We start from the raw sequence: 25,947 nt of genomic DNA, 5'->3' as shown, positions 1-25,947 counted from the left end.
CCTTTTGCTTATGTATAGACTGGTTAATGTACCCGTTTTCTGCGGCGGCTGATTAACGCTACCATTAATCCACCGAGCCATACCAGTGACAGGCTGCCGCCACCGCCACTCGGGCGATTAGTCACGGTAACTGTCACCGTTTCGGTAACGGTATTCTGACCATCTGTAGCGGTAACCGTAAAGCTTACAGAGGTGCTATCGTCGGTATCCGGCGCGGTAGAGCTGAAGGTAGAGCCCTGAACACCATTGATAGTAAACACAATCTCATCATCTTCAGGATCGGTAGCGCTGGCTCTGATGGTGATGGTTGAGCCTTCCTGCACGCTGGATGGCGCCGAAACGGTTAGTACTGGTGGTTGATTAGGCGTTACCGTAATATCCACCGTAGCGGTGTCGGTAAAGCCGTACTCATCGGTGGCCGTTACCCTTAAGCGCAACGCTGTGCCAGCGTCGACTGAAGCGGGGGTTACCGTTACCACTTCGCCCGCAACGTTAATCGTGGCTGCGGGGCCACTTAATTGCTCTACACTCAGGTTCACATTGTCGCCGTTGGCATCGGTAACCGAGATTGGCAGTACTGAAGCCTGTAATTCTGTCAGGCTAATGCTCGCTTGTTCACTGCCGTCGATCAGCAGTTCTGGTGCGGCGTGCATTTGCACTTCAGTATTCACTTCGCCAATTTCTTCCTGAGTCCCGGGAATATTAGGTACTTGTGAAGCAACGGTCACTGCCAGCGACCCAGTCAGCTCGGCGTTAGCGTCTACCTGCAGACTGAAATCAAGATCTGCTGGTCCGGTAGCAGTGGTGGACGTTTGTGGCGTCAGACATAACACCGTTCCCGACTGAATAAGCGATTCCACTTCGCCCCCTGGGTTATTGGCATTGGCAGAGTTAAAGGCCAGGGTAGTGCCCAGCTTACCGTTCTGATCCTGCCATCCTACCGTACCTGCTAATGACTCAGTGCCACTGCGGACATTCCGGTAGGCATAAATCACACTGGGTTCGCCGGGGCCGGCATGGTGATTCAGGATAACCTGCATGTCGGCATTATGGCCGCCAGATTGTAAGCCTGTCCATTCAACAACCGTTGTTGCGCCGTTATCAAGGCTCGCTACAGTGAGCCCTGAGCCCGCGTCATCACTGAAAGACCAGTCTCGCCATAGTGGCGCTAATACGGCACCGCTGTAAGACTCATCGGCCAGCATACGGTTGATAGCAGGGAAGGCGTTTACGGCAGCGGAAGCTGGCGTAATAAAACCTTTGGAAGACACCGCAATGCCATTCCATTGTTCGCCTAATACGTTAACCGCAACCGGGAAGGAGGCGAGTAGTTCGCTACCGCTGCCTTGTACAGGCTGATAACCCAGCGCTGACAAGTCGATGTAGCCATCATTACTGTTGGTATCAACCCGGCACTGACCGTTTGTTTCAGGTGTGGTAACCGAATAGCCTGATACACCCGCTGTGACGTTCTGGGTAATCGACCAGCTGATGGTATCACCGTTTACTGCTCCTCCATCTGTAACGCTGCCAGCAACCACGCTGGTACCTTCGGGAATGGTAACGTCAATTTCGTAGTTGCGATCTTCGGTAGTCGTGTTGGTCAGCACATTTACCGTGTAATCCACCGTATCGCCCGGCGACACGCGATCGCTGCCATCTACTGCCAGCTGCACATCGTTTTCACCGCGGATAATATCTACCGGAATAATCCCCAGATTATCCGGCGATTGTGCACTACTACCCAGGGCAACACTGGCGTAAAACCGATCGCCCGGAATGCTACTGTCCAAAGACCATAATAAACGCATGTCGAAAGACTCGCGTAAGGCTACGGATGCTGGAGCATCAATGCTCAGAGAACCGTCGCTGCTACTACCTACCAGGGCGTAGTCGAGGGTAAAGCTGTCTTGTAGCTGGGCACTGCCCGTAAAGTTATGGACATATATCCGGTAGGTGCCGGCTGGTGGTGACTCGATACTGATGTATTCATTCCAGCTGTAACCAGCGCTTAGGGCCAGGAGCTCATCTTCATCAAAAATGCCGTCGCTGTCATTGTCATAGGCAATATACAAGTCCAAATCCGGTGCACTGGACTCGGTGGTTTGTGCCACAAACCGCGGTGTACCTTCTTCAACCACTACATCCAGGGTATACACACCGTCGTTCAGGTTATCGTAAAAGTCGCTGGGATCGCTGTCCTGGGCAACATTGCCCGACACCTTGGTGCCCATGGTCAGGCCCGTTACCTCGTAAGTGAAATCGGTAATTTCAATAGCCAACAGATCTTCAAGGACCGCAGAATCTGCATCCCGATGACTGGTGCGCTCTACAAAGTCCGGAAAATTGCCGTTAGAAGCAACCACTGCGACAGGCATATGTTGAGGGTTATTATCATTACCATTAATGAGCACATCACCATATACCCAGTCGTTGTCAGCCACGTTCCAGGTACTTAGCGTAAAGGTTACGGTTTGCGATTCCCCTGCGGATAACGTCATACTGGCCGGTTGAGCTTCAAGGGCCAGACCGCTGTCCATATCATCCAGACCGAATGTCCAGGTGCCATTACGGGTCGCGGTAAATGTGCGCTGCCAGGTACATTCGATCAGGCAGTTATTATCAACCAGGGCCGGAATATTGAGCGTCTTAGGCTCACCTCCGCTGTTCGGATCCGCGGCCTCATAGTTAGCCTGAGTTTCTTCCATAATTAACCCGGCATTGGCAGCCGCGTCTATCTGAATACGACCGGCCCCCATATCCAGCCAGTTAGCCTGGGCGGAACTGCCGTTTAAGCCAATATCGGTTTCGGCTGTCATCATCAGCGCCGAGCGAATGGCATCCGCACTCCAATCCGGGTGCAATTCGCGCAGCAGCAATGCCGCACCGGCCACATGGGGCGATGCCATGGACGTTCCGTCCAGATAAGCATAGTCTGCGGGGGCTGGGCCGGTGGTTTCATGACCATAATGCTCATCAGAGTAAGCCGCGTAAATATCTACGCCCGGTGCGCTTATCATCGGCAACAGTGTGCTGAACTGAGTGTTAGGTCCGCGTGAGGAGAAGCCTGCAACTTTATCAGCAAGGCTGCTGTCTACCGAGCGGATGCCAGCTGTCGCAGTAATGGTGGCACGGTGATTACTGCCAGAGGCAAGCCAGGTTTTTAAGCTGTCGCCATCGCTTGCGGCAATGTGGATCCCGGGGATAACGTATTCGTCGGGTACCAGGTTTTCTGCGCCGCCCTCTACGTTAGCCAGCACATAACCGCCGGCGCCGCCTTGTGATACATTTATGGCTTTTTGTATACGGGCAATATCACCACGATCACAAACCACAATCTCGCCATTAAATGTACCTGCCGGATAAGGCTCAAGGCACTGAGCGGGATCGCCGTTTGGATCGTTGGCGTTAGGGTAGTCGCCGGCATACACAATATCTGCCGTAATAGCACCAGTATTACTTTGCCCGCTGATGGTTGCGGGAGCACCGGAACCACCGGTAAAACTGCCAATGGATTTAGATAGATCCAGGGTTCTGCCATGAGTAGTGGCGGCAACCGGGGTAAGCCAGGGGGACAGTTTATCGCTGGTTGATGCATCCGGGCCGTCATTACCCGCAGAATGCGCGACAAAAATACCGGCATTATTAGCCGATAACCAGGCTTCACTGAGTGTATTGCCCCAAACCTCATCACCGCCGGAAATAGAATAGTTGATCGCATCTACCACACCGCTGGCGATAGCATCATCAATTGCTGTTACTGCCAGGTTAGCGTAACAGCCGTTGTATTCATCGTCATTTTCGCCGGGTAAACATACCTGGAAGGAAATGATATTAGCGTGGGGGGCAATACCGCTGATTTGATCAAAAGTGAATTCACCGGCATAACCGTCGCTTTCTTCCAGATCGTACGCCAGTCCTACAGAGGGGACGTCGTATAAAATATTACCTGCTGCGGTGCCAGCTACATGAGAGCCGTGGCCATTATAATCCTCACCATTGCGTGGTAATCCCGGTGGGAATACGTCGGTATCGGCGTACTGATTGGTAATTAACGGATAACTGTAAACGCCTATCAGCTTATCATTACACAACGACGGATAACTGCCCGCACAGTCACCCAGGTAGTTGCCACTGCCAAGCGGGTTGGTATGGGTGTAGCCATCACCGCCGGTGGCAGCGAACGAAGGATGATCAGTATTAATGCCGGTATCAAATATAGCTACCACCGTGCCTTCGCCCAGTGCACTGGTGCCAGCCAAAGTAGCACCGGCCCACACTCCGGTTGCGCCGGTTAGTTCCGGACTGGTATCGGAGCTGAGTTTTAGCTTGCGGTCGGCCTCTACCGATTTAACTCCGCTGAGTGCTTTGACCTTTTCTGCCTGCGCTGGTGTTAGCTGTAGAACCATACCGTTAATGGCAAACTGCAACTGTCGTGTAGCGCTGGCCTGACCGGTAATTTGCGCAATTTTACCCAGCACGGTCTGTTGGCGCTGTTGTAAATAATCACGATAAGCCGTGACGTGACTGGCCGATGCATCCAGTTTACCGCGGTTAGCTTTGGCTACCCGTGATGTTTGTAAACGGGTTTTCGGATTGGTTGCCGCATAACCTTTAATGCCGCCGTTATATTGCGCAACTGAAGGCTCATGCAACTGGATAATATAGGTCTGGGTACCATCAACCTGGTTTTTTATTAAGTTTGTTGTGGGGCTGAGGCGATGGATGGGCTTATTGACCGATGTCGGCGAGATCTGCTGAGCGGCTGCAAGCGAGGCATTAGCCAGCAAAATGACACTAACAGCACGTGTGATCAATGATAATTGTTTCACATTAATACTCCATAGTGAAAAGAACGATGTCCTTGTTCTGTAGGGATTGTTTTTTTAACACAGCCGCGCGGGATATGTAATGCTCGTTATCGTATGTACGTGCCATGTAAGTAATTTGGACCGTTTTATCCTAAATAGTTCGTCTGAACTCAGCCTGAATTGCGGGGTATTTTTCCTGTTTAAAATAATCATCCCAATTTTTGTGATCCAATTAGGATGTTTAATTTAATAAAACGTAAACATATTGTTAATTTGGCAGGACGCTCCTGCCTCGGTTGCACTAGAGTGTACACAAACAATAAGGCGTTTTAGAGGAACCCTATGAACGACAGAAATCACCTGGGCAATGTGTCGATGACACATGAGGTCAGGATAATAGAAAATGGGTTACTGGATATTCCGATGCTGGCCATTCTGGATGCAGACGGTACGGTTTATCCTCAAGCCAAAGAGCCAGAAATTGATCAGCAACTGGCCGTTAAAATGTATCACACCATGCTCTACACCCGCATGCTGGATGAGCGCATGGTCGCTGCTCAGCGCCAGGGCCGGATCAGTTTTTATCTGGCCAGTACCGGTGAGGAAGCCGCAGTAGTAGGCAGTGCTGCAGCGCTATCGGCAGATGACATGATCATGAGTCAGTATCGCGAGCAGGGCGCTTTGGCGTTTCGCGGTTATACCTCCGCACAGTTTATGAATCAGATGTTTTCCAATCGCCTGGACCCTAACAAAGGGCGTCAGATGCCTATCCACTATGGCGATAAAGCGCTTAACTTTATGACCATTTCGTCGCCGCTGGGTACACAAATACCGCAGGCAGCAGGCTATGCCTATGGGCAGAAACTGGCGGGTAATGATGCCCTGACAATTTGCTATTTCGGCGAAGGGGCCGCCTCTGAAGGTGATTTCCATGCCGGCCTTAATATGGCAGCAGTGCTCAATTGCCCGGTGATCTTTTTCTGCCGTAATAACGGTTATGCCATATCTACGCCTGCTGAAGAGCAGTTCGCCGGCGACGGTATTGCATCGCGGGGGATTGGCTATGGCGTGCGCACTATCCGGGTAGACGGCAACGATCCGCTCGCCGTTTATAGCGCCACGATTAAAGCTCGTGAGCTTGCCTTGTCAGCTTCGCAACCGGTATTGATTGAGGCTATGACCTACCGTTTGGCTGCCCATTCTACCTCAGACGACCCTAGCGGTTACCGCTCGAAAAAAGAAGAAGAAAAGTGGCGCCTGAAGGATCCCATAGAGCGCTTTAAAGTGTGGTTACTCAATAAAGGCTGGCTTAAGGAAGAAGACACCGAACAGTATCTTAAAGAAGTACGCAGCGACATTCTGGACGCACTTAAAACGGCTGAAAAAGTCCCGGTAAATCCGATTAGCGATATTGTGGAAGATGTCTACAGCGAAGTGCCATGGCACCTTAAAGCACAGCGGGAAGCATTACTGGAGCATATTAAACGCTACCCGGATAAATATCCTAAAACATCGGGCGAGGTAGGTAAGTAATGGCAAAGTTAAATTTACTTCAGGCAATTAATCAGGCCCTGATCACTGCCATGACTGAAGACGAAAAGGTCGTGGTATTCGGTGAAGACGTGGGCCATTTTGGTGGCGTATTCCGTGCTACCAGTCATTTGCAGGAAAAATTTGGTAAAGCCCGCTGTTTTAATACACCGCTTACCGAACAGGGCATCATTGGTTTTGCTAACGGCCTGGCCGCCCAGGGCAGTGTGCCGGTGGCCGAAATCCAGTTTGGTGACTATATCTTTCCGGCCTTTGACCAGATCGTCAATGAAACCGCGAAGTTTCGCTATCGGTCCGGCGGTCAGTTTTCTTGTGGTTCACTCACCATCAGAACGCCCTATGGCGGCGGTATAGCCGGTGGTCATTATCATTCCCAGTCACCGGAGGCATTTTTTAGTCATATTCCTGGCCTGAAGGTTGTGGTGCCTCGCGACCCGTATCAGGCTAAAGGCCTGCTGCTGGGCGCTATCCGTGATGACAACCCGGTGTTATTCATGGAGCCCAAACGACTCTATCGTGCGTCGGTGTGCGAGGTGCCGGAAGAAGATTATTCTATTGGCCTGGGCAAAGCCGAGGTTATTCAGGAAGGTACCGATATTACCTTGCTGGCCTGGGGCGCTCAGGTTGAAATTATCCAGAAAGCGGCCGCCATGGCGCTGGAAGACGGAGTGTCCTGCGAAATTATCGACTTACGCAGTATTTTACCCTGGGATGCACAAACCGTTGCCGAATCGGTAATGAAAACCGGCCGTTTGCTGATCAACCACGAAGCGCCGGTGACTTCGGGCTTCGGCAGCGAAATTGCCGCGCATATTCAGGAGCAGTGTTTCTTATATCTGGAAGCGCCGGTTACCCGGGTGTGCGGTCTGGATACGCCGTATCCGCTGGCCCATGAAAAAGAATACATGCCAGACGAATACAAGACCTACGAAGCCCTTAAACGCATGCTGAATTATTGAGGTAACTATGACAGATTTTATTTTACCTGATATTGGCGAAGGCGTGGTCGAGTGCGAACTACTCGAATGGCTGGTCAGTGAAGGTGATACGGTAGAAGAAGACCAGCCGGTGGCAGAGGTGATGACCGATAAAGCCACGGTACAAATTCCTGCTATTCACAGTGGCGTTATTACCCGGTTGTATTATAAACCCGGCGATATTGCCAAGGTGCACGCGCCTTTATTTGAACTCAAGCCTGCAAATGACGATAGCGGGGCTTCGCAGCAACAAAAGCCGGATGCACCTCAAGTACCTGAGAAAACGCCTGAGAAGGTGAGCGAAATGCAGCCAGCCGACAACGCAGGCAGCGCCGTCGAAACATTTATTCTGCCTGATATCGGTGAAGGTATTGTCGAATGTGAAATCGTAAAATGGCACATCGATGCCGGCGAGTTTGTCGCCGAGGATGAGGTGGTTGTTGAAGTGATGACCGATAAAGCCGTGGTGGAAATTCCCGCTAAGCATGCCGGTACGCTCGTTAAGCGTTATCACGAGGTCGGGCAGATTGCCAAAGTGCATGAGCCTTTATTTGATTTATCGGTCGAGCAAGAAGGTGCCGGGGGGAGTTCAGGCGCAACCACCGCCAGTAATGAAACCACTGTGCAGGCATCACCGCCAGCTCCGGGCAAAACGGTACCCACCGGTTTTCAGGAAGGTGGGTTCGAGCCACCCAAAGTGATTGAAGGTAAGGTGCCGGCCAGTCCGGCAGTTCGCCGCCTGGCTAAAGAGAATAACCTTGCCCTGCAGGACATTACCCCAACCGGTAAAAAAGGTCGGGTACTGAAACAGGATGTACTTAATGCGCTGCAACAAGGTCAGCAGAGTTCGGCGCAAACCACTTCTCAGGCAGAAAATACCGTGGCCGCAGAGCAGGCAAGCCGCACCGTGCCGTTAACGCCGGTGCAAAAAGCCATGGCGAAACAGATGGTTCGCTCGGTGAGCACTATTCCGCATTTTACCGTGTCGGATGAGCTGGTGATGGATCCGCTCATTGCGCTTAAAGGGTCGTTAAAGGCACAGTTTGCCGATGCGGATATTAAGCTGACCTTTATGCCGTTTTTCATTAAGGCCTTGTCGTTATGCTTAACGGAATTTTCGCAGTTTAATGCCCGTCTCAGTGAGGATGGCAACGCCATGACCTACTTTGACGACCACAATATTGGTTTTGCGGTAGATAGTAGTGCCGGTTTACTGGTACCAAACATTAAACAGGTGCAGAACCTGAGTGTGCTGGAAATCGCGGAGGCCATGCAGCGCATTGTTACCGATGCCAAGCAGGGTAAAGTGAGTAGTAGTGACCTGAAAGGCGGTACGATTAGCATTTCCAATGTGGGTGTACTGGGCGGCACGACCGCCACACCGATTATTAATTACCCTGAACTGGCCATTGTGGCGCTGGGTAAAATACAGCAGTTGCCGCGATTTGATGACCAGCAACAGGTTATCAGTCAGTCTGTGATGCAGGTAAGCTGGTCGGCCGACCACCGGGTTATCGACGGCGCTACCATGGTACGGTTTAATAATGTATGGCTGGATTATCTGTCCAATCCGCTCAAAATGTTAAGCAAATTACGTTAACCCACTGCGACACTGGTATCTTGGTGCCGCGGGCGATAAACTTGCGCGATTCGCGCAAGTTTCGCCTGCATCCAGGGTTCGGAGATCCTGATAACAGGTTTCAAGAGAGAGCACTATTTTGCTGAGTTACCAACACGGTTATCACGCCGGTAATCATGCCGACATACTCAAACATCTCTGCTGGCAGGCCGTTATTAATCGCCTGAAGCAGAAAAACAAGCCGTTTAACCTGATTGATACCCACGGCGGCTCGGGCTGTTACAGTCTAGACTCTGAACAGGCCAATAAAACCGGTGAGTACAAAGACGGCGTTGTGAAGCTGGATCAGTTTTCACCGCAGGATCCGCTGCTCGTCGATTATCTGGCCGCGCTGGCGTTATATCGCAATAACAATGAGTACCCGGGGTCACCGGTACTGGCTGCGGATTTACTGCGAGCCAACGATGCTTTGCACGTGATGGAATTACACCCCGGCGAATTTGCAAATTTAAAAGGGGTGCTTAAACGCCATAAAGGGCAGGGGCAGATTCATAGTCACTTTCGTGACGGCCTGGAAGGCCTGGTCGCTTTATCGCCGCCTAAGCCTAACCGTGGCGCGGTGCTTATCGATCCGCCCTATGAGTCACGCAGCGAATATCAGGCCGTGATCAACGCGGTAAAAGAGTGCTTAAAACGCTGGCCTCAGGCGCAAATTCTGATTTGGTATCCGTTGTTGTCGGCCCGTGCCGGCGATAAGACGGGGGAATCTGAAGCCATGTGCCAGACCCTTTCCAGGCTTAATCACAATGTATTGCAGGTAGAACTGCTGGCCCAGGATAAAGACGCCGATACCGGCATGTATGGTTCCGGCGTGTGCTTTATTAACCCGGCCTGGCAAATCGACACCATTTTAACCAATAGCCTGACTGAACTTTGCCCACGTTTAGGCACGCAATGCCAGCACAACGTGGTTTGGCTTAATCACACCGAGTCATGACCAGAAAAGGCATCCGCCACTTTTATATTCCTGAGGAGCAGTCGGTGTATCTGCTTTCTCATGCGGATGCCAAAAAGCTTAAAGACTGGATTGCGCTGTGTATCGCGCAGCTCGAAAGCCTGGGTTTTACCGATATCAGCCTGATTGGCAAAGGCGCTTATGGCTTTGCCTTTGGCGGGCGCGATCACGCCGGTGCAGAGCTGGTATTTAAATTCACCCGCATAACACTGCCCGTGAGCATGCAGGACCGCCTCGAGGAAGAAGCGTTTATGCAGGGGCTGCTCAGCCACTCGCATATTCCGGCAGTGAAAGAGTTTTACCAACGGGGCAGGCAATCCATTCTGATGATGGAACGGGCGCCGGGCATCGACCTTGAGCAATACAGTTTACGCGAAGGGCCTGTAGGGCCGCGACTGATTGTAAAGATGGCCGTGCAACTGGGTGAAATCCTGCTGTATTTACGCCAGTTTGAGCTCGACGGCGGTCACCGGCCTATCGTACATGGCGACATTAAACCTTCCAACCTGGTATGGGATGAAAACAACGAACGCCTGAGCCTTATCGACTGGGGCTCCAGTGTGTACGCACAGCTTGATGAACACCTGCAGCCGGTGCAAAACAATGTGCTTGATTTAATGTCGGGAGATATACAGCAAACCAATGCCAGGTTGGGGGATATCTACTTTATTGGCGATGCGCAGCTTAATGGTGAGCGCTCAAGCCCACGCTTTGACGAGCAGGGGCTGGCTGGCACTCTGTATGCACTGGCTTCCGGCCAGTCGGCGCGGTTTGCCCATCAGGTGATCCCGCCATCCTCGCTGGGATTACCCAAAATACTGTCTGACATTCTTACCTATATGCTCAGCGACAGCGTTTCAGAACAGCACAGTGGTGGTGACTATTTGCTGTCGCACCTTAAATTGCTGGAAAACCTGGTGTTTGCTAATGATAGCGTGGAGCGCTACGAATCCCTGTTACCGGTGTGGGTAGCCAAAGAGCGCAAGAATATCGAATCGGTGGTATATAGTTCCCGCAAGTCGTTTTTACGCCAGCAAAACGATCTTAGCGAGCAGCAGTCGGATGAGCTCAGCCAGTTAAGCTATTTAAATGACGCCCAGTTTGAGCGGTATTACAAAAACTACCTGGATGGCATGGGCGCCACCGAAAAAGGTTTTTTAGCGGCGGTCAGCCGTCTGGCCCGTTATCCGGTGGTAGGCGGTCTGGTTATTCACTGGCAACCGGAAGGCGTATACATTGATTCCAGCCTGAATCTACAGGATCCGGCCAGGGAGCAGGCTTTTAAGCATGCCGTCAATACCGTGGTTACTTTGGCCCGGGCCATTCACCGCCAAGGGGTATTTAAATGCTGCCTGTTTGATGCCAAAAACACCCTGCATATTGAGCGTGAACAAATTGAAGCGCCGTTTGTGGCCGGTGCCGCTACCGTTATCCCGTATGAAAAATCCAGTGTTTCACTCAGTACTTCTGAAAGCCGGGTGCATTCGTACTTTGAGGATGGTGATGATCCGGACGAGTTCCTCGCTTTACCGCCACAAATTATGCAGGCCATTAAAGCGCTGAATGCCATTCATCATACTGGCTGTATCATTTTCGAGGCGCTTGAGAAGCACTTAAAAATTCATAGTTACTATCGTTTACTTGATCATACGAAGGAAAATGAGTTTAATGCGTTACTGAACGAAATCATTAATTCACTGCCACTACTTACAGGTGAAGGCACCTGTGGTTTTATGAAGTTACCTTACAAAGACACGCGTTTTTTTGAGCACCGGGCAAAGTGTGCCGACAAGTTTTATCCTCGCAATCCCCGAACGCGGTAGTCAGTCTTATTGGCAGTGAACCTATCTGTTTATCTATTGGGAGTTACTCTTGGAACAGCAAAACGAAGTTAAAGTTGCCTCTTTACTGGAATTAGAAACCCTGGAAAAGGGACTTTATCGTGGCCAGAGCTGGGATCTGGGCTTTCGTGCCTTATTTGGTGGCCAGGTGTTAGGTCAGGCATTAAAGGCGGCGTGGGCAAGCGTGCCGGAGGGCCGCGTTGCACATTCTTTTCACAGCTACTTTTTATTACCCGGTGATGCCAAGCAGCCGGTCGTTTACGACGTTGAAATCGTGAGGGATGGTAAAAGCTTTTCTGCCCGGCGGGTAAAAGCCATTCAGAATGGCCGCAACATCTTTTACATGACAGCTTCATTTCAGCAACCGGAAGAGGGCATGCAGCATCAGTATGCTCAGATGCCTGATGTGCCTGCACCGGAAGAGGTGGAACCTGACATCAGAATGTACGAGCGTAACTATGAGAATATCGGCCGCAGAATGCGTGAAGCGCTGAGCTACCATCGCCCCATTGATATTCGTACCGTCGATGCTGTGCGTTCATTTACGTCAAAAAATGATAAGCCAGAGCGGTATACCTGGTTACGGGCAAACGAAGACCTTGGCGATTCACAGGCCATGCATCAGGCAGCCCTGTCCTATGCCAGCGACTATCACTTCTTAAGTACGTCGCTGCAGCCCCATGGCGTGCAAATTACCGACCGTAACCTGGCGATTGCCACTATCGACCACGCCATGTGGTTCCATCGCCCGATTAACATGAACGAATGGTTACTTTATTCGATGGAGAGCCCTGCCAGTGGGGGCGCCAGAGGCCTGGTACGGGGTCAGCTGTTTAACCAGCAGGGTGAACTGGTGGCGTCTACCATGCAGGAAGGCCTGATGCGGATCACCGACTGATCCCATAATTCTTTGCCGTTCTCAAGGCATGATTGAATGACTCGACAAACTGCTGGCGCTAACGGCGCTGGCAGTAGTTCACCGACAAATTTTTCTTCGCCCATAAAAAATGCCCAGAACTTAAAAAGCTCCGGGCCTAGGGGAATGGCTCATTGCTGAGCCGTGCGCTAACTTTTACAAAGGGAGAAGTGAACAAATCGTCTTTGTAGATTTGTAATCATAGCTCAAAATCGTTCAATTTATAAACAATTTTTTTGTTCTGTCCCATTTTTAATCAATTATAGATACTAACCAGTACTTTACGCCAGTCATTGAACACTTAATTGACAGCGAATGCACAAAATATAACCAGTTTGTGCAATATTTATCCACAGGTTATGTGTATTAAAAATGTTCTATATACTTACGTGTATCATATGCTAGCTTTTCTATTCACTGTATGAATAATGATAATCAGCTAATCGCTCGAAACTGCGATTGTGGTTTGGTAACCGAATTGCCAGAATAGCGCCCATAGGTTTTCTTTACTGAGCAGGTATCATCAATGAAATCATACAGCAGTCATATTCCGCCACAACGTACGTTAATGGGCCCGGGTCCGTCTGACGTGAGTCCTCGTGTGTTAAATGCCATGGCTCGCAGTACCGTGGGTCACCTCGATCCTGATTTTATTGGTTTGATGGATGAAACCAAAGAGTTACTGCAGTACGCCTTTAAAACGGAAAACGCGTTAACTATGCCGATATCCGCACCAGGCTCGGCCGGGATGGAAGCGGCGTTTGTTAACCTTATTGAGCCGGGCGACACGGTTATCGTGTGCATCAACGGCGTGTTTGGCATGCGTATGCGCGAAAACGTGGTGCGTAGTGGTGCCACCGCTGTGGTAGTTGAAGACGACTGGGGCACGCAAACCGATCTCAATAAGCTCGAAGACGCGTTAAAAGCTCACCCGGAAGCCAAAATCGTAGCTTTTGTTCACGCCGAAACCTCTACCGGTGTGCGCAATGACGCCGAGAAAATGTGTGCACTAGCCCGTCAGTACGATTGCCTGACTATTGTTGATGCGGTTACGTCGCTGGGCGGCATCGAGCTGGCCGTTGATGACTGGCAAATTGATGCGATCTACTCCGGTTCGCAAAAATGCTTAAGTTGTGTACCGGGCATTTCGCCGGTTTCATTCAGCGATAAGGCCCTTGAGGTGATTAAAGGCCGTAAAACGCCGGTGCAAAGCTGGTTTCTGGATATGAACCTGATTGTTGGTTACTGGGGCCAGGGCGGAAAACGTGCTTATCACCATACTGCACCGGTAAACAGTATTTATGCACTGCATGAATCTTTGGTTATGTTGCACGAAGAAGGTCTCGAGAACGCCTGGCAACGCCATGCAACCCTGCATAACAAGCTGGTAGCCGGCCTTGAGAAACTGGGTATTGAAATGGCCGTTGATAAAGCCTACCGCTTACCACAGTTAAACGTAGTTCGTATTCCTGAGGGAGTAGACGATGCTGAGGTCCGTGGCCGCCTGTTAAATGATTTTAATCTGGAAATTGGTGCAGGCCTGGGTGCCTTTGCCGGCAAAGTATGGCGAATTGGTCTGATGGGCGCCGCCTGTACCGACAAAAACGTCGACTTTTGTCTGGCGGCATTAAAGACGGTATTAAAATAATACCGCTTTAAGAGGTTGTCTGCAGAGCGACTAAAAAATTCCTGAGTTTGAAGGCTGGCAAAATAAAAAATTGTTAATTGCCAGCCTTTAACGCTACTATCTCAAACTGTCGTGTCAGGTAACACCCGGGAAGGTGAGAACGACAGTGCGTTAATCTGCTATCTCTGCTTTCCTGTCTTTCGGTTTAACCTGTCCGCCTATTGTTTACTCATTATTCAGGTTAATCATCTATGCTGCATCGAATTTGGCTTATCTTTATTGTCAGCGCATTTCTGGCGACCTTATATCAGGCTCTGTGGGGCGAAAACCCTGGCGGCTTTCAGGATGTAATGAATGCGGTAAGCGGCATGGCCACGCTGAGTGTAGAGATTGCCATTGGCCTGATAGGCGTACTGGCTTTCTGGCTGGGCATATTTGAAGTGGCTGAAAAATCCGGCTTAATCAAAAAGTTTTCCAGGGTACTGGCACCGTTTTTATGCCGCATCATGCCCGACATTCCCCGCGACCATCCGGCGCTGGGCAGTATTACCATGAATATGTCGGCCAACCTGCTTGGCCTGGATAATGCGGCAACGCCGTTTGGTATTAAGGCCATGCAGGATATGCAAACCCTGGCGCCTAAAAAAGATACCCTCACCAACAGCCAGATCCTGTTTCTGGTGCTCAATACCTCGTCAGTCACTTTATTTCCCATCGCGGTATTCCTGTACCGTGGCGAGCAGGGCGCGGCCCAGCCCACAGATGTGTTTATTCCTATTTTACTGGCCACCAGTGCATCAACGCTGGCAGGGTTGATTGTTACCTGCCTGGTTCAGCGTATTAACCTGTTTAATCGTGTGGTGCTGCTGTATCTGGTGGGTGTGTTTGGCTTACTGGCGGCGGTAATTTTATATTTTGCCCAGTTGGCCGCCTCTGAGCTGGCCAGTCAGTCAGCTATTGTGGCAAACAGCTTGCTGTTTGCCTTTGTGGTCGGTGTGCTTATTTCCGGCTGGCGGGTAGGCAATAACACCTATGAGCAATTTGTTGATGGCGCCAAAAAAGGCTTTGAAGTAGCGGTATCTCTCATTCCTTTTCTGCTAGCGATGTTAGTCGCTATTGGCATGTTACGCGCCAGTGGGGTAATGGATATCCTGGTCCAGATGATTGCTACCGCAGCAGGGTGGATGGGCTTTGATCCGCGCTTTGTGGATGCGTTACCCACCGCATTAATGAAACCGCTCAGTGGCAGTGGTGCCCGGGCACTGATGATTGAAACTATGCAGCACCATGGCGCAGACTCCTTTGCCGGGCGTTTATCGTCGGTGATGCAGGGCTCTACCGAAACCACGTTTTATGTGCTGGCTGTGTATTTGGGCGCAGTAGGCATTAAACACTCACGCTATGCCGTAGCCTGTTGTCTGGCAGCCGACGTGGCCGGTATTGCCACCGCAATTGTGGTGAGTTACTGGTTCTTTGGCTAATAGCAATCTGCAGAGAAGTTCAGGTTAGGTTAAGTCTTTTGTTGCCATACTGCGCAAGTCTTATAACTGGAGTTGTTTTATGAATTGGAAAGTCATTGCATTTGCTGCGCTGGGTCTGGCGTTAAGTTTTCATTCTCAGGCAGACGAAAAAACGTTACAGGTGTCTGGCCAGGGGATTGTTGCGGCGGCGCCAGATGCTTATACCCTGACCATGGTCATTGAAGAGCGTGGTGCGGTAGTGAGCAAGCTTAACGAGCAGGCCAACGCCAAACTTAAAGCCGTAGTGAGCTTTTTATTGTCTCAGGGCGTTGCGGAACAGCACATACAGTCAATGTCAGTCAATTTATCCCCGTGGTATGAACACACACCTAATGGCAGAGAACATAAGGGGTTTATACTGAGTAGGCAGGTACGCGTAACCTCAAATCAATTGCAAAACTACGATATTGTGCTCGATGGGGCTATGAAGCGCGGCATTAACCGCATTGATCAGTTTGAGTTTATTAACTCCAATCCCGAAAAGGTCTATCGCGAGGCACTAATTGCCGCGGTGGAAGACGCCAAAGACCGCGCCAGCCTTATCGCTAAACAAATGGGCGTAACTATCGCCGGGGTCATTTCGATTAGCGAATCCATGTCTTATAACCAGCCACCGGTTGGGGTAAGAATGCGTGTTCAACAGGAAGATGCTTTCAGTCTACCCGGCCAGACTGATACCTCAGCTTCGGTGAACGTTACCTTCGCTATTGAGAATTAATCACCAGGGCGATTTTCACCGATTAACCTTTATTGAGGGAACTGCTACACTCTGCCGGTCTTGTAACTTTTCAATTGAGAATTATAGTTTGAACGACAGTAGCATTTACCCTCAATTAATTGAACAGGCGAAAAGCCTGATTGCCGGCGAACCTGATTTAATTGCCAACCTGGCTAATTTAAGCGCGTTGATTTATCACAATCTGGAAGACGTTAACTGGGCCGGCTTTTATCTTTATAAAGAAGAGCAGTTAATACTGGGCCCGTTTCAGGGGCTGCCAGCCTGTATTCGCATTCCGATGGGCAAAGGCGTATGCGGCACGGCAGCGCAATCCAATACCATCCAGCGTATCGACGATGTTCACGCGTTTCCCGGGCATATTGCCTGTGACGCCGCGTCAGAATCAGAAATTGTTATCCCGATTGTGGTAAACGACGAGCTGGTTGGTGTACTGGATATTGATAGTCCAAAACTGTCCCGCTTTAGTGCCGAAGACGAAGCCGGTTTGGTGGCCATTGTGGATGCTCTGGTGGCGGAATTATCATGAAGCACATGGTAGATATTCAGGTGGTTCTGGCCACCTGGCAAGATATGGAAGATGTGTTTGAGGATCCTGATGAGGCCGCAGAACGTCTCAATACCGTGTTACACATGGTTTATGATCGCGCCGAAGAAGACATCGAAATCGAGCGTTTAGAAAAATTATTGGCCCATACCTGGTCAATTTGGCATCAGGATGACAATTTATTGTACGTAAATGATGATGATTTGCTTGATTGGGTTGACCATCTCTTAGCAACTTGGGATGATGCAAACAATCTGGATTAACACTGACACACATTGACATTGATGGAATCATCACAGAAGTTTAGTAACAGCAAAGAGGTTATTGCCTTTCTTGCCGAGACATTTCCTAATTGCTTTACCTTAGAAGGTGAAGCCAAACCCCTTAAAATTGGCATTTTTCAGGATCTTGCCGAGCGCCTCGCCGAAGAGGAACGCGTTAGTAAAACGCTGCTGCGCTCGAGCTTACGCCATTACACAAATAGCTGGCGCTATTTGTACAGCATCAAGAAAGGGAACTTTCGCGTTGATCTGGACGGAAATCAGGATGCGGCGATAGAAGAAGAACACGAAGAGCACGCCAAAAAGCAACTGGACGAGAGCAAAGCCAAGGCTGCTGAAAAACGTAAGCAGGCAGTACAGGCAAATCGTAAGAAAGATGGCCGTTCATCTGCGGCGAATAGCGGTGAGAAAGCGGGTAAATCTCCTGCCGGACGCTATAATAACGGAACTAAATCGAAAAATAGCAGACCAATTAAGACGCCCCCGGCCAAGCTGTCTGATGCCGATTTAACCGTTGGTACATCAGTTACGGTAAAACTAGGCAAGGCACCAATGCACGCGGTAATTACCGAAGTAGCAAAAGACGGTGTACATGTTCAACTGGATACGGGGATGGTAGTAAAGGTTAATCCGCAAACACTGCGTTTAGCACGTTCCAAGAGGTAGTAATATGAAAGATATACTTCGCATTTCCGTTGCCAGTGCAATTCTTGCGTTAAGCGTAGGAGCCGGTGCGGTTACATCTGGCAATAGTGTCGAAGATCTGCCCATTCTCCAGCAAGAGCCGCAGCATTCCTCTGCGGCAAAGCGCATCAGTACGCTGTTCACCCGTGAACATTACAAACTGATCAAACTGGATGATTCGTTATCTGAGAAAGTGTACGACCGCTATCTCAAATCTCTCGACGGAAATCGAAATATCTTTTTAGCGTCCGATATTGCTGAATTTAACAAGCATCGGGATGAATTTGACGAAGCCATTCTGCGCGGAAACCTGCAAGTGGCTTATGACATGTTTAATCGCAACCTCGAATCACGCATTGGTCGCTATGAATATGCCTTAACGCTGCTCGACGGCGAGTTTAACTTCGAGAAAGAAGGCGATAAGTTTTATTACGACCGTGAAGAGGCTGCCTGGCCCGTGGATCAGGATGAGCTTGATGAGTTATGGCGTCAGCGCGTTAAGTACGATGCGCTAAACCTTAAGCTGGCTGGTAAAGAGCAGGATAAGATCAAAGAGTTGCTTACCAAGCGTTACGAGCGAGCCATTAAGCGTCTTAAACAAACTCAAAGCGAAGACGTGTTCCAAACGGTAATGAACTCATTTGCCCGAAGCATCGAAGCGCACACCAGTTATTTATCGCCACGTAACGCCGAGCGCTTCCAGATGGACATGAACCTGTCGCTGGAGGGTATTGGTGCAGTATTACAGAGCGAAGATGACTTTACCGTTATTAAGAGCATCGTTCCGGGTGGTCCGGCTGATAAGTCCAAGGCGATCAAGCCGGAAGATAAAATTATCGGTGTCGCTCAGGAAGACGAAGAATTTGTGGATGTCATTGGCTGGCGTCTGGATGACGTGGTTGAGCTGATCAAAGGCCCGAAAGGCAGTGAAGTGCGCCTGCAGGTGCAAAAAGGCGCAACCGAAAGTACAACGGTGTCGGTGATAACCTTAATCCGTGACAAAATTAAACTGGAAGATCGTGCTGCTAAATCTGAAGTGTTTGTGCCTGACTCAGGCCCGCATCAGAATGAAAAGGTAGGCGTTATCTCAATCCCGAGCTTCTATAACAATCTCCACGTTGACGTATTAAAGGAAATTAATGCGCTGAAGTCGGAAGAAGTTAAAGCGATTATTGTTGATTTACGTGGTAACGGCGGTGGTTCTTTATCAGAAGCCACGCTGGTTTCCGGCCTGTTTATTGAACAGGGGCCGGTTGTGCAGATCCGCTATGAAGGCGGCCGCATGAGCGTAAATCAGGATACCGACGGTAAAGTGGCCTATCAGGGCCCACTCACTGTGCTGGTTGACCGCTACAGTGCTTCGGCATCAGAAATCTTTGCCGCTGCCATGCAGGATTATAACCGTGCGTTGATCATCGGTGAGCAAACCTTTGGTAAAGGTACAGTGCAACAGCACAAAGGGTTAGGGCGTATTTACGACCTTTACGAAAACCCGCTGGGCAGCGTGCAGTACACCATTGCTAAGTTCTACCGTATCAATGGCGGCAGCACGCAGCATAAAGGTGTCGTGCCTGACATTCCGTTCCCGTCGCCAATCGATCCGGCAGAGTGGGGCGAAAGCCAGGAAGAAAATGCCTTGCCATGGGATAGCATCAAACGTGCTAACTACACTACCTTTGGTGATACCCAGAGTGCACTGGATGTACTGGCTGCTAAACACAACGCCCGCATAATGCAGGATCCTGAGTTTGGCTATATTCAGCAGGACATCGAAAAATATAAAGAAAATAAAGACAAAGACTTTATTTCACTGGTTGAGTCAGAGCGACTGGCCGAGAAAAAAGAGAACGAACAACAAGCACTGACCCGTGCAAATGAACGCTTATCCCGAATGGGACTGCCAGTTGTTGAAGATCTTGAGGACCTGCCTGAAGAGCTTGAGGAACTGGATCCGTACCTGACGGAAGCCGCCAACATTACTCTTGATATGGTAAATACGGGGAAATACGCACTTACCCGCGGTTAGTAGTTCGCTTCATTAAAGGGCTGACAGCACTGTCAGCCCTTTTTTCATTGCATCAGACACACAAATCACAAATACTAACGACAGTATTAAAATATATATAAAACAATAATAAAGGGAACAACGTGTATGGCGGTTCGTGGTGAGTTTTCTTCTCGTATCGGATTTATACTGGCAGCTGCCGGCTCGGCTGTGGGACTGGGCAATATCTGGGGTTTTCCAACCCAGGTAGCCAGTAATGGCGGCGCAGCTTTTGTTTTGGTCTACCTGTTACTGGCGTTCGCGCTGGCGTATCCGGTATTAATGGCAGAGCTGGTTATCGGCCGTGCTCACCGGGCCAATATGGTGGATTCACTGGGTCAAATCACCAGTAACCCGTTGGGGCGGCTTACCGGCCTGTGGGGCTGTGTTACGGTGTCGTTGATTCTGGCTTTTTACGCCATTGTTGGCGGCTGGATGATTGCTTTCTTTGCAGAATCGGCCAGCCGGCCAGTTGCGCCTCAGGCAGTCAGCGACTGGCTTACCAGTTATTCACTAAGCACCAACCTGATCTTTTGTGCGCTGTTTCTGAGCCTCACGTCTTATATCGTTCTTGGCGGGGTAAAAGCGGGTATTGAGCGCTGGTCTGTACGCCTCATGCCAACCCTGTTTATTCTGATGGGTATACTGATTGTCTATGTAAGCTTTCAGCCAGGTGCCAGCGAAGGCTGGGCTGCCTATCTGGTACCGGACTTTTCAGTAGTACTTAATCCTGATCTGCTGATCGATGCCATGGGGCAGGCGTTCTTCTCCATGTCACTCGGCGTGGGTACCATGCTGGTGTATGGCTCTTACATGAGTAAGAAAGAAGATTTACCGACCATTGGTGCCGCGGTAGCCCTGGTGGATATTGGTGTGGCCATTATTGCCGGTATGCTGATTATCCCGGCGATGTATGTAGCGCTTAATAATGGCGTGGAAATATTCTCTTCTACCGGCGAGCTGATTGCCGGCGACCAGTTGATTTTTACCGTCTTACCGGCGCTATTTAATACTATCGGGCCAATTGGCGTGGTGGTTTCCACCGTGTTCTTCGCGCTTATGGTAATAGCCGCCCTGACCAGCTCTATTTCAATGCTGGAAGTACCCGTGGCCTATTTGTCGGAAAGCCGTAATTTATCCCGTCCTAAGGCAGTAATGATTGTAACAACCGTTATTTTTGTTGCCAGCGCACTGATCATCTTTAACTTCTCTACGCTGTTTGGTTTTGTTATCGCACTGACCACTAAGTACAGTCAGCCGTTACTTGGCTTTGCTCTGTGTATCTTTGCCGGCTGGGTATGGAAACGCAACGAAATCCTGGCTGAGCTTAAGGTAAGCGCGCCGGATATGGAGCAGCGTTTATTCTGGAAAATCTGGCCATGGTATGTGAAGTTTGTTTGCCCGCTGGTCATTCTGCTGATGTTCTATCGTTCGGTTGCATAAGGAAATAACCATGACCAGAGAAATAAAACAACCGACGCTGTTAGACGCATTTATCCCGGTAATTTCACTCATTCTGATGCTCGGTACCGCCGTGTACCTGTTCGCCGATAATTCCTCTTACGGACCCAATCAGGTCTCGCTGTTAATCGGTACTGGCCTGGCGGCCATTATTGGTATGAAGAATGGCCACAAATGGCACGATATTGAAAAGGGCATTATTCAGGGCATTTCGGTGTCGCTGGGCGCCTGTCTTATTCTGCTGGTTGTCGGTGCACTGATCGGCACCTAGATGCTAGCGGGTACGGTACCTACCTTAATTTATTATGGGCTTGAACTGCTTAACCCCAGTATGTTTTATGCGGCTACCTGTATCATCTGTGCCGTGGTGGCAATGAGTATCGGCAGTTCGTGGACAACAGCAGCTACCGTAGGTGTGGCACTGATGGGCGTTTCGGCTGGTATGGATATGTCAGCGGCAATCACCGCTGGTGCGATTATTTCCGGTGCGTACTTTGGCGATAAAATTTCGCCGTTATCCGAAACCACAAACCTGGCTCCGGCAGTGGCTGGTACCGATCTGTTTGAACACATTCGCTACATGCTGTGGACGACGATTCCCAGCTTTGTACTGGCGCTGATTCTATTCGTTATCATTGGCCTCAGTGAATCCGGTGTGCAGTCTGCTGAGAAAATTAAGCAGATGCAGGTATTACTGGATGATACCTTTAACATCAATATCTTTATGCTGGTGCCGTTGGTTGTGCTGCTGACGTTGGCGGTACGCAAAATGCCGGCTTTCCCGGCAGTGGGTATCGGAGCATTGTTAGGCGGCGTCTGGGCGCTAATTTTTCAGCCGGATGTCATTCAAACCATGAAAGACAGCGCAGATTCATTTTCTGTAGGCGCGCTTAAAGTGGTCTGGACTGCCTTATTCGACGGCGTTAGTTTTAACACCAGTGACGACAACCTCAACAGTCTGCTGAGCCGCGGCGGCATGTCTTCCATGCTCAATACTATCTGGCTGATTGTGTGCGCCATGTCATTTGGTGCGGTTCTGGAGCGGGTAGGGTTACTTACTCGTGCGGTTGGCGCTATTTTACACGGCGCTAAAACTGCCGGCGCCATGGTGAGTCGCACGATCCTCACCTGTATCGGCACAAACCTGATCACTTCTGACCAGTACATGGCTATTGTTATGCCTGGCCGTATGTATAAGGATGAGTACGCCAAACGTGGCCTTGATCAGCTAAACTTATCCCGTAGCCTGGAAGACGGCGGCACCATCACGTCACCGCTGATTCCCTGGAATACCTGCGGTGCTTATATGCATGGCGTGTTAATGGTGCATCCGTTTGAATATATTTTCTTTGCCTTCTTTAACTTAATCAGTCCGGTTCTGGCGGTGATCTATGCTTATCTGGGAATTAAAATTCTCCGTCTTGAGCCACCGCAAGCCGTGACTACAGCTAAATAAACATCTTGTTAGGAGATGCAATGACGCTAGTGGCTAAACGTCGCGAGGATTATCGCGCGCCCGAGTTTACAATTACTGATATTAGCCTGGACTTTACCCTGGACCCGACTGCGACCAAAGTGGTCAGCGAACTGCAGGTAAAGCGCCAGGGTAACGCCAACGCGCCGTTAGAGCTCGATGGCGAACATATGCAACTGTTAGAAGTTGCTATTGATGATTTACCTTTTGGTGATTACCAGCAAACCGATAGCGGCTTGGTACTGAATAATGTGCCCGATGCCTTTACTCTGCGTATCGTGACGCAAGTTAATCCGTCTGAGAATAAGGCGCTGGAAGGGCTGTATCTGTCTAATGGCGTTTATTGCACTCAGTGTGAAGCTGAGGGTTTCCGCCGGATCACCTATTACCTGGACCGACCCGATGTACTGGCGCGTTTTACCGTTAAAATTACTGGTGACAAAGCCAGCCTGCCAACCATGCTGGCAAACGGTAACCCCATTGAACAAGGCAGTAACACCGACGGCACGCATTGGATTTTATGGCAGGATCCGTTTCCTAAGCCAAGCTACCTGTTTGCACTGGTAGCCGGCAGCTTTGATCAGTTAACCGATACCTTTGTTACGCAAAGCGGTAAGTCGTTAGCGCTCGAACTGTTTGTCGATAAAGGCAAGCGCCAGCGTGGCGAATTTGCCCTGGAAGCTTTAAAACGTTCCATGCGTTGGGATGAAGAAGTTTTTGGCCTCGAGTATGACCTCGACATTTACATGATTGTGGCGGTGGACTTCTTTAATATGGGGGCCATGGAAAACAAAGGGCTAAACGTTTTCAACAGCAAGTTTGTACTTGCCGATCAGGCGTCTGCTACCGATGAAGACTTCTTTAATGTAGAGTCGGTTATCGCCCATGAGTACTTTCATAACTGGACCGGTAACCGTGTCACCTGCAGGGACTGGTTCCAGCTAAGCTTAAAAGAAGGCCTTACGGTATTCCGCGATCAGCAGTTCAGCAGCGATATGAGCTCACCGCTCAGTAACCGTATCAAGCAGGTCAGGGTGATGCGTGAGCACCAGTTCGCTGAGGACGCCAGTGCTATGAGTCATCCCATCCGCCCGGATGAAGTTATCGAAATGAACAACTTCTACACGGTAACGGTTTACGATAAGGGCGCTGAAGTCATCCGAATGATGCATACACTGCTCGGTGCAGACGGTTTTCGTGCCGGGATGGATGAGTATTTCCGCCGTCATGACGGTCAGGCTGTTACCTGTGATGACTTTGTGTCAGCCATGCAGTCGGCAACCGATATTGATTTAAAGCATTTTTCCCGCTGGTACAGTCAATCGGGCACACCTCGCGTTGAGGTTAAACGTGCTTATGATGCCGCCAGCGATAAACTTACGGTAACGCTGACTCAGCAAAACCTGGCAACCGCTGATCAGTCGGAAAAACAAGACCTGTATATCCCGCTGCAAATTGAGTTTCTGGCAGCTGACGGTCAGCACGTGGCACCAGATAGCGGCATGTTCCGCGATAATCTGGTTATTCTGGATAAACCGGTAACTGAATTAACTTTTACCGGTAAAGGAAGTGATATAACGCCGGTAGCACTGGGTAATTTTTCCGCGCCGGTTAAGCTCACTTCCGATCTCACGCCGTTAGAGTGGCTGCATACTTTTCGTTTTGCCAACGATGCCTTTAGCCGCTGGGATGCTATTCAGCAGCTGTATAACTGGTGCATTGAGCAATATTATCAGGGCAGCCCGCAGCAGGTAGAAAAGGCCATCTGGCAGGGGCTCTATGAGGCCGTTGAAGCCAGCCAGGATAATCCGGAAATTCTCGGTGAATGTTTGGTGGTACCCAGCTTTGAAACCCTGTGCCAGACCCGTGAGAATATCGATGTACATGCCTTAAACGAAGCCAGACAAACCTTTAGCCACGATTTGGCTGAGTTCATGTCTGACTTGTTACTGGTAATTTACCAAACCAATCAATCAGACTCTTATGCCTATGAGCCGGCTCAGGTTAGTTCACGGCGGTGTAAGAATGTGGTGCTCACGCTACTGGCAGAATTACCACTGGCTGAAACGTTGATTACTAACCAGTTCTCAGGGTCCGACAACATGTCAGATACGCTGGGTGCACTGAAAGCTGCGCAACAGTTTGATTTAGTGTTGTTTAATAACCTGATGAATGAGTTTGAGCAACGCTGGCGCGACGATCCGCTGGTGCTGGATAAGTGGTTTGGTTTACATGCCACTTGCGATCGCAGTGATATTCTGGCGCAACTTACGCTATTGCGACAGCATCCGCAGTTCAGCCAGCAAAACCCTAACCGGGTTCGCGCGGTGATTGGTAGCTTCGCGTTTTATAATACTTCAGGTTTCCATGCCGATGATGGCAGTGGTTACCGATTCCTGACCGACTATCTGCTGGAGCTGGATAAAACCAATCCGCAGGTGGCTTCACGGTTAGTCACGCCGTTAACCCAATGGCAACACTTTGCGCCATCGCGTCAGGCCCTGATGCGACAGCAACTGTCCCGTTTGCTTGATGATGCCTCATTAAGTAAGGATCTTTACGAAAAAGTCAGTAAAGCTCTGGCCTACGGACATGATTCATAGTACCGATAAAGTGTATTTTTTTTCGGTAAATGAGCCATATCACCAGTGTCAGCTCCTTTACAGCGGTTCGATACCCGTAGTGGTATTGACCGCTGATTCTGGCGAGCGGGTGCAGGTACCATCGGGCCGCATTCGCCAATTTATTGATAGTCGGGGTTTTTATGGCCGCTTCAGACTCGTGGTTAGCGCACAAAATAAAATTAAATCTTTTGAGCGCATCGCCTGAATTTGAACTATAACTATCAAGCGGTTAAGAACGTTTTCACCAGACGCTATTTTT

At 50.0% G+C, this 25,947-nt stretch carries 17 protein-coding genes and 1 pseudogene; 17 read left to right on the top strand and 1 reads right to left on the bottom strand.

Translation table 11 applies throughout. The features are described from left to right. Nucleotides 1-23: 23 nt before the first annotated feature. Nucleotides 24-4,832, bottom strand: a complete 4,809-nt coding sequence (locus D9T21_RS23200) for a S8 family serine peptidase (RefSeq protein WP_123327406.1) — start codon at nt 4,830-4,832, stop codon at nt 24-26. A gap of 321 nt (nt 4,833-5,153) precedes the next feature. Between D9T21_RS23200 and D9T21_RS22555 the strand changes: the two genes are divergently transcribed. The 17 genes and pseudogenes from D9T21_RS22555 to D9T21_RS22475 all read left to right on the top strand — a co-directional run bounded on the left by D9T21_RS22555 (nt 5,154) and on the right by D9T21_RS22475 (nt 25,893). Further along, the gene (locus tag D9T21_RS22555) at nt 5,154-6,344 is read left to right on the top strand and encodes a thiamine pyrophosphate-dependent dehydrogenase E1 component subunit alpha (protein WP_123327405.1); all 1,191 of its coding nucleotides are present in this window, start codon (nt 5,154-5,156) and stop codon (nt 6,342-6,344) included. Next, complete coding sequence (locus tag D9T21_RS22550) at nt 6,344-7,321, top strand: alpha-ketoacid dehydrogenase subunit beta (protein WP_123327404.1); 978 nt, start codon at nt 6,344-6,346, stop codon at nt 7,319-7,321. The genes D9T21_RS22555 and D9T21_RS22550 overlap by 1 nt, the downstream gene beginning before the upstream one ends. Nucleotides 7,322-7,328: 7 nt before the next feature. Further along, nucleotides 7,329-8,939, top strand: coding sequence for a dihydrolipoyllysine-residue acetyltransferase (locus D9T21_RS22545; RefSeq protein WP_123327403.1), 1,611 nt, complete (start codon nt 7,329-7,331; stop codon nt 8,937-8,939). Between the two features lie 118 nt (nt 8,940-9,057). Continuing rightward, complete coding sequence (locus tag D9T21_RS22540) at nt 9,058-9,915, top strand: 23S rRNA (adenine(2030)-N(6))-methyltransferase RlmJ (protein WP_123327402.1); 858 nt, start codon at nt 9,058-9,060, stop codon at nt 9,913-9,915. Beyond that, nucleotides 9,912-11,756 (top strand): protein kinase domain-containing protein, encoded by a 1,845-nt coding sequence (locus tag D9T21_RS22535; RefSeq protein ID WP_123327401.1) that lies wholly within the window; start codon nt 9,912-9,914, stop codon nt 11,754-11,756. The genes D9T21_RS22540 and D9T21_RS22535 overlap by 4 nt, the downstream gene beginning before the upstream one ends. A gap of 49 nt (nt 11,757-11,805) precedes the next feature. Then, entirely contained in the window at nt 11,806-12,672 is an 867-nt protein-coding gene (gene tesB, locus D9T21_RS22530) for an acyl-CoA thioesterase II (RefSeq protein ID WP_123327400.1), read from the top strand. A 544-nt stretch (nt 12,673-13,216) separates the two neighbouring features. Continuing rightward, the gene (locus tag D9T21_RS22525; RefSeq protein ID WP_240622045.1) at nt 13,217-14,338 is read left to right on the top strand and encodes a pyridoxal-phosphate-dependent aminotransferase family protein; all 1,122 of its coding nucleotides are present in this window, start codon (nt 13,217-13,219) and stop codon (nt 14,336-14,338) included. 230 nt (nt 14,339-14,568) lie between these two features. Then, complete coding sequence (locus D9T21_RS22520; protein WP_123327399.1) at nt 14,569-15,798, top strand: nucleoside recognition domain-containing protein; 1,230 nt, start codon at nt 14,569-14,571, stop codon at nt 15,796-15,798. A gap of 79 nt (nt 15,799-15,877) precedes the next feature. Next, entirely contained in the window at nt 15,878-16,555 is a 678-nt protein-coding gene (locus D9T21_RS22515; protein WP_123327398.1) for an SIMPL domain-containing protein, read from the top strand. 88 nt (nt 16,556-16,643) lie between these two features. Continuing rightward, nucleotides 16,644-17,102 (top strand): GAF domain-containing protein, encoded by a 459-nt coding sequence (locus D9T21_RS22510; RefSeq protein ID WP_123327397.1) that lies wholly within the window; start codon nt 16,644-16,646, stop codon nt 17,100-17,102. Continuing rightward, nucleotides 17,099-17,383 (top strand): hypothetical protein, encoded by a 285-nt coding sequence (locus tag D9T21_RS22505; RefSeq protein WP_123327396.1) that lies wholly within the window; start codon nt 17,099-17,101, stop codon nt 17,381-17,383. The genes D9T21_RS22510 and D9T21_RS22505 overlap by 4 nt, the downstream gene beginning before the upstream one ends. A gap of 21 nt (nt 17,384-17,404) precedes the next feature. Further along, a complete protein-coding gene (proQ, locus tag D9T21_RS22500) occupies nt 17,405-18,067 on the top strand; it encodes an RNA chaperone ProQ (protein WP_123327395.1) in 663 nt (220 codons plus the stop codon). A 4-nt stretch (nt 18,068-18,071) separates the two neighbouring features. Then, nucleotides 18,072-20,111, top strand: a complete 2,040-nt coding sequence (prc, locus tag D9T21_RS22495) for a carboxy terminal-processing peptidase (RefSeq protein WP_123327394.1) — start codon at nt 18,072-18,074, stop codon at nt 20,109-20,111. A gap of 126 nt (nt 20,112-20,237) precedes the next feature. Beyond that, entirely contained in the window at nt 20,238-21,572 is a 1,335-nt protein-coding gene (locus tag D9T21_RS22490) for a sodium-dependent transporter (RefSeq protein WP_123327393.1), read from the top strand. 10 nt (nt 21,573-21,582) lie between these two features. Further along, nucleotides 21,583-23,046: pseudogene (gene nhaC, locus D9T21_RS22485) on the top strand (Na+/H+ antiporter NhaC). Between the two features lie 20 nt (nt 23,047-23,066). After that, nucleotides 23,067-25,667 (top strand): aminopeptidase N, encoded by a 2,601-nt coding sequence (gene pepN, locus D9T21_RS22480; protein ID WP_123327392.1) that lies wholly within the window; start codon nt 23,067-23,069, stop codon nt 25,665-25,667. Further along, nucleotides 25,657-25,893: a DUF2835 family protein gene (locus D9T21_RS22475; protein WP_123327391.1), complete on the top strand. Its 237-nt coding sequence runs from the start codon at nt 25,657-25,659 to the stop codon at nt 25,891-25,893. Before pepN ends, D9T21_RS22475 begins: the two co-directional genes overlap by 11 nt. The last annotated feature ends 54 nt before the right edge of the window (nt 25,894-25,947 follow it).

The sequence above is a fragment of the Marisediminitalea oceani genome, from assembly GCF_003731635.1.
GTDB classification, from domain to species: domain Bacteria; phylum Pseudomonadota; class Gammaproteobacteria; order Enterobacterales; family Alteromonadaceae; genus Alteromonas; species Alteromonas oceani.
This window is presented reverse-complemented; position numbering and strand designations above follow the sequence as displayed.

Coding starts and splice junctions, on each gene's coding strand:
- D9T21_RS22555 (WP_123327405.1), top strand. CDS start 5,154: ATGAACGACAGAAATCACCTGGGCAATGTGTCGATGACACATGAGGTC.
- D9T21_RS22550 (WP_123327404.1), top strand. CDS start 6,344: ATGGCAAAGTTAAATTTACTTCAGGCAATTAATCAGGCCCTGATCACT.
- D9T21_RS22545 (WP_123327403.1), top strand. CDS start 7,329: ATGACAGATTTTATTTTACCTGATATTGGCGAAGGCGTGGTCGAGTGC.
- D9T21_RS22535 (WP_123327401.1), top strand. CDS start 9,912: ATGACCAGAAAAGGCATCCGCCACTTTTATATTCCTGAGGAGCAGTCG.
- D9T21_RS22525 (WP_240622045.1), top strand. CDS start 13,217: ATGAAATCATACAGCAGTCATATTCCGCCACAACGTACGTTAATGGGC.
- D9T21_RS22520 (WP_123327399.1), top strand. CDS start 14,569: ATGCTGCATCGAATTTGGCTTATCTTTATTGTCAGCGCATTTCTGGCG.
- D9T21_RS22515 (WP_123327398.1), top strand. CDS start 15,878: ATGAATTGGAAAGTCATTGCATTTGCTGCGCTGGGTCTGGCGTTAAGT.
- D9T21_RS22505 (WP_123327396.1), top strand. CDS start 17,099: ATGAAGCACATGGTAGATATTCAGGTGGTTCTGGCCACCTGGCAAGAT.
- proQ (WP_123327395.1), top strand. CDS start 17,405: ATGGAATCATCACAGAAGTTTAGTAACAGCAAAGAGGTTATTGCCTTT.
- prc (WP_123327394.1), top strand. CDS start 18,072: ATGAAAGATATACTTCGCATTTCCGTTGCCAGTGCAATTCTTGCGTTA.
- D9T21_RS22490 (WP_123327393.1), top strand. CDS start 20,238: ATGGCGGTTCGTGGTGAGTTTTCTTCTCGTATCGGATTTATACTGGCA.
- pepN (WP_123327392.1), top strand. CDS start 23,067: ATGACGCTAGTGGCTAAACGTCGCGAGGATTATCGCGCGCCCGAGTTT.
- D9T21_RS22475 (WP_123327391.1), top strand. CDS start 25,657: ATGATTCATAGTACCGATAAAGTGTATTTTTTTTCGGTAAATGAGCCA.